The organism is Mesorhizobium silamurunense, assembly GCF_014843825.1.
Classification (GTDB): domain Bacteria; phylum Pseudomonadota; class Alphaproteobacteria; order Rhizobiales; family Rhizobiaceae; genus Mesorhizobium; species Mesorhizobium silamurunense.
Genome location: NZ_JHQR01000416.1, coordinates 1 through 4,683, shown reverse-complemented (window position 1 = coordinate 4,683; position 4,683 = coordinate 1). Strand labels below are relative to the sequence as shown.

General features: G+C 66.4%; 6 protein-coding genes. 2 read left to right on the top strand and 4 right to left on the bottom strand.

Translation table 11 applies throughout. From position 1 onward, the window contains the following. The 3 genes from DH10_RS35425 to DH10_RS35415 all read right to left on the bottom strand — a co-directional run. Window positions 1-564, bottom strand: a 564-nt coding sequence (locus DH10_RS35425; RefSeq protein ID WP_192385927.1) for a 2Fe-2S iron-sulfur cluster-binding protein, incomplete at its 3' end; no start/stop codon positions are given. Further along, the gene (locus DH10_RS35420) at window positions 561-827 is read right to left on the bottom strand and encodes a sarcosine oxidase subunit delta (RefSeq protein ID WP_192255628.1); all 267 of its coding nucleotides are present in this window, start codon (window positions 825-827) and stop codon (window positions 561-563) included. The genes DH10_RS35420 and DH10_RS35425, both read right to left, overlap by 4 nt. 13 nt (window positions 828-840) lie before the next feature. Continuing rightward, on the bottom strand, window positions 841-2,094 hold the full coding sequence (locus DH10_RS35415) for a sarcosine oxidase subunit beta family protein (protein ID WP_192255630.1): 1,254 nt from the start codon (window positions 2,092-2,094) through the stop codon (window positions 841-843). Window positions 2,095-2,455: 361 nt separating this feature from the next. On the opposite strand from DH10_RS35415, the gene DH10_RS35410 reads away from it, so the two are divergent. Further along, complete coding sequence (locus DH10_RS35410; RefSeq protein WP_192255632.1) at window positions 2,456-2,896, top strand: hypothetical protein; 441 nt, start codon at window positions 2,456-2,458, stop codon at window positions 2,894-2,896. Window positions 2,897-3,009: 113 nt separating this feature from the next. Continuing rightward, window positions 3,010-3,495, top strand: a complete 486-nt coding sequence (locus DH10_RS35405) for a hypothetical protein (protein WP_246506508.1) — start codon at window positions 3,010-3,012, stop codon at window positions 3,493-3,495. 76 nt (window positions 3,496-3,571) lie between these two features. Here DH10_RS35405 and DH10_RS35400 read toward each other — a convergent pair. Further along, on the bottom strand, window positions 3,572-4,683 hold a 1,112-nt coding region (locus DH10_RS35400), incomplete at its 5' end, for an iron ABC transporter permease (protein WP_192385926.1).

The window sequence follows — 4,683 nt, the reverse complement described above, 5'->3', positions numbered from 1 at the left end:
CGCCGCAGCGCCGGCAGCCGCGGCGAGGCCTGCCGGTCCGGCGCCGACCACCAGAACGTCGCAATGGTGGTTGATCTGGTCCGCGACCTGGCGCGGCTTCCAATCGCGGTCGACGACACCAAGTCCGGCCATGGCGCGGATGCGCGGCTCGAACAGATGCCAGTCCGGCCACATGAAGGTCTTGTAGTAGAAGGCGGCGGGCAGGAAGCGGGCAACGCGGTCGAGCACCGCGTTGCGGTCCGCCAGCGCCGTCGGCGACGCGTTGACGCTCTTGACGACGATTCCATCGCTCGCCGGCTCGGTCGTTGCCCGCGCATTCGGCACGCGGCCGTCGTCGCTCTCGACATCGACCAGTGCGTTGGGCTCCTCGACGCCGGAACCCCAGATGCCGCGCGGCCGATGATATTTGAAGCTGCGGCCGACGATCGCCTGGCCGCTCGCCAGCAACGCGGAGGCGATCGTGTCGCCGGCGAAGCCCTCGACGCTTCGGCCGTCGAAGGTGAAGGTCAGCGGACGGGCGCGATCGATGTCGCTGCCGCCATTGGGGAGACGCGACGCGCTCATGCGCCGTGCTCCGTTTCGCCGAGCACAGAGGAACCCGAGACCTTGTGGTTGACGCTGTCGCGGCTCATCGCAAAGAACTCGCCGCAGGTCAGGTGCATCCAGATCTCGCGGCTCGGCCCCTTCGGATTGTCGCGCATATGGAGATAGCCGGCCCAGCGCTCGGCCGTCACATCGCCGTCGGGTCTAAGGTTGCCGGCCTCGCCGCCATAGTGAAACTCGCTTTCTTCGCGCGGCCCGCAGAACGGACAGGGAAAGAGCTGCATCTTTTCTACACCTTCAATGGGCAATGCCGGAGCCGGCAGCCTCGTCGATCAGCCGGCCGCGGGCGAAGCGGTCAAGATCGAAAGGCCGGCTGATGTCGTGGTGCCTTCCGGTGGCAAGCAGATGGGCAAGCAGCGTGCCGCCGGCGGGAATCGCCTTGAAGCCGCCAGTGCCCCAGCCGCAATTGAGGAAGAGGCCGGGCAACGGTGATTCGCCGATGATGGGCGAGGAATCCGGAACCACGTCGACGATGCCAGCCCATTGGCGCATCATCTTCAGTTGGCCGAAGATCGGGTACATGTCGAGCATGCCGGCGATCACACCTTCCAGCACCGGCAGGTTGCCGCGCTGGCCATAGGACGGGATGCGGTCGAGCGCGCCGCCGATGACGAGTTCGCCCTTGTCCGACTGGCTGACATAGACGCCCGTGTCCGGTGAGATCACCACCGTGTCGAGGATCGGCTTGACCGGCTCGGATACGCAGGCCTGCAGCGCATAGGAATTGACGGGCAGGCGAAATCTCGCTTTCGCCGCCAGCACCGACGAATGGCCGGCCACGGCCATGCCCGTGCGCTCGGCCCGGATCGCGCCGCGCGTGGTGACGACGCCGCGACAACGTCCATCCTCGACGATGAAATCGGCAATCTCGCAGTTCTGAATGATGTCGACGCCGAGACGGCTTGCCGCGCGCGCGTAACCCCAGGCGACGGCGTCGTGGCGGGCAGTGCCGCCGCTCGGCTGCCATGTGCCGCCATAGACCGGATAGCGGGCGTCCGGGCCGAAATTATAGATCGGCACGACGCGGCGCACGTCCTCGACCGAGAACAATTCGCAATCGATGCCATTGACCTGGATGGCGTTGACGGATCGCGTCGCGGTTTCCATTGCCGCTTCGCTGTGCGCGAGGGTGAGGATGCCGCGCGCGGAAAACATCACATTGTAGTTCAGGTCCTTCGACAGGGTCTTGTAGAGGCTGTGGGCCAGCCCGTAGATCGCCGCGCTTTCGGGATAGAAATAATTCGAGCGCACCACGGTGGTGTTGCGGCCGGTGTTGCCGCCGCCGATCCAGCCCTTCTCGAGCAACGCCACGTTGGTGACGCCGTGGTTCTTGGCGAGATAGTACGCCGTAGCGAGGCCGTGGCCGCCGCCGCCGATGATGATGGCGTCGTAACGCAGCTTCGGCTCGGGCGAGCGCCAGGCCTTTTCCCAGCCGGTCTGGCCGGCGACGCCTTCCTTGAAAAGTGAAAGCGCTGAATAGTGTCTTGTCATGAACTCAAGCCCGCATCGTCACGTGACCGATGTTGCATCGGTGCGAAGGGGCATTGAGACGCCGCGTCAGCGGCGTATTGCCAAACCGACGCTATCAACTCGCCCCGCCCTCGAAAATCCATGATCCATTCCGTCCCGCCGCGGATCGACGAAGGCCGTCAACCTTCGCGCGGCGCGAACTTATCTTGAATGGACACCTGTGTCCATTAGGCAATCGAGCCCGCGCGTCGCACGAGCACGGCACCGGCGATCTGGACCCGAGTGAAATGCGTTTGCGCGCGTCGGGCCGATGGCGGATTTCATTTGCTTGGTGATCCCCCATCGATAGGGCAAACTGCCTGCCGGGCTGTCAGGAGGAGAAATGAGAGCACGCGCAGCGACGGTCGGAGACCTCGAGGATGTTTTCCGCGGCCTGTCCAAGCGAATGTCGGACGAGTACCTGGCGGCCGGCAAGGACAGCAAGGCCGCTTACGACAATCTGATGATGAACCTGAAGGAAGGCCGGGCGCATGCGCTGGTCGAAGGCGACAAGGCCGTCGCCATCATCGCCTGGCATGAGCATGGCGACGCGGCCGACACTCTGTTTGCCGCACAGGAGGATTTCTTCAGAGCCGCAACCGTTCGCTTCTGCAGGCGTCACATCCGCCATATCCAGGCGCTTGCCGGCAACCTGCCCGTACACTCGCGCAGCTGGCTCAATGAACCGGACGTCGCGAAATGGTTCCGGGTCATCGGCTATATCGAGCGAGGACGGGAGAACGGCGCGACCCTGTTCGAGCTGCCGCCCTCTTCCAGCGGCTGAGACGTTCCGGTTATCTCTCGCGCCAGCTTGCACCACGCAGCAATTGGCGGGATGGTGTGGGAAGGCAGCCGGGGCGCTGGCACGCCGAAGATGCATGGCTGCTGGAAATCGAGATGTTGCGCGCTTGCCTGGCCCTTGTCGCCCTTGTTGCCCTGGTGGGACCGACAGAAGCAGGCGAGCGGCCGGCTCATCTCTTCGACCACTCCGATCTGGCGGCCGCCTATTTGGATGAGTCCGATCTTGTGACCGCCTATACGACCGGGATGGCCCGCTACCGTCTTCAGCTCATGGCGCGCACTGGCACGGCCAACCTCGCCGCCCCTCTCGAACCCCTGACTTTGCGACCGGAGTTTCGCCAGCGGACATGGCGCTCTGCCGATGGCAGCCTGCTGCAGGGCTTCTCCGGCAAAGGCGGCTTCCGGCTGACCGTCGGCAACTGCCTTGCCCGCATCTGCGCGGCCAGCGAGTGCAGCGAGGCCGGCTGGCCGGTCTATGCCTGCAGCGACGGCCGCAAGCGCAAGATGTCGGTCAAGAGCTTCGTGACCGCAACCTTCGACGGCGTCCCTTACCGGCGGTTGAGCGCTCCGCCGGAACCATGACCCGCAACGCGCCGGCTGCCGCTCCTCCAAAGGCCGGCTCTACTCCACCCGGCTGCCTGCGCCGTCCGATTGACTGTCAGCGGCGGCGCAACAGCCACATCAGCACCGGACCGCCGATGAGCGTGGCAACGAGGCCGGCCGGAATCTGGCGCGGGAAGATGGCTATGCGGCCGATCCAGTCGGCCAGGACCATGATCAGCGCGCCGGCAAGCACGGCGCCGACGGCCTGCGGCAAGGCGCGCGCAAGGCCGAGGCGCCGGGCGAGATGCGGCGCCATCAGGCCGATGAAGGTCAGCGGACCGACGATCAGGGTGGCGGCGGCGGTCAGTACGGCAACCGTCAGCAGCACCAGGAGCCGGGTGCCGGCCACATCGACGCCAAGCGCGTGCAGCGCCGGCGTGCCCAGGGGCAGCATGTCGAGCCAGCGGACGAACAAGGGCGCCGTCGGCAAAAGGCAAAGCGCGACCGACGCGGTCATAACCGCCGAGCCTTGATCGACACCATAGGTCGAGCCGGTCAGCCAGTTGATGAGCAGCATGGCGCGCGGGTCGCCGGTGGCGGTGAGCACCAAAATCAGCGCGTCGAAGAGGGCCGTCAGCGCGACGCCGGCAAGCAGCAGCCGCTCCGGCGCGTAGGCGGCACGGCGGCCGATGGCGAGCACGGCAAGCAAGGTGGCGAAGGCGCCGATGGCGGCAGCCGCGGTCTGCACGGGACGACCCGGATCGGAGACGGAAAACATCGCCACCACCATGCCGAGCGCGGCACCGGCGCTGATACCGAGAACCTCCGGGCTCGCCATCGGATTGCCGGTCAGACGCTGCATCATCAACCCGGCGAGCGCCAGCATGGCGCCGGCGGAAAGTGCGGCAAGCACGCGCGGCCATCGCCATGACAGCAAAGGCCGCATTTGATCGCCGAAGGCAAAGCTCCACCCGTCCGGCCCGGGTCCGCAAAACACGGCAAGCACCAGAACCACAAGCAAGGCAAGGCCGATCGCCCCCAGCAGGATGCCAGGGCGCCGTATCCTGGGCAGATGCTCCGCGGCGAGCACCGGAAGTTCGGCGCCGAGGCTGAGGCGGGGCAGTAGCCACAGCAGCAGCGGCGCGCCGAGCAGCGCGGTGATGGCACCGGTCGGTAGCAGGTCGCCCTGCGGCCCGGTCGCCAACTGCATCGCCTGGTCGGCGGCCC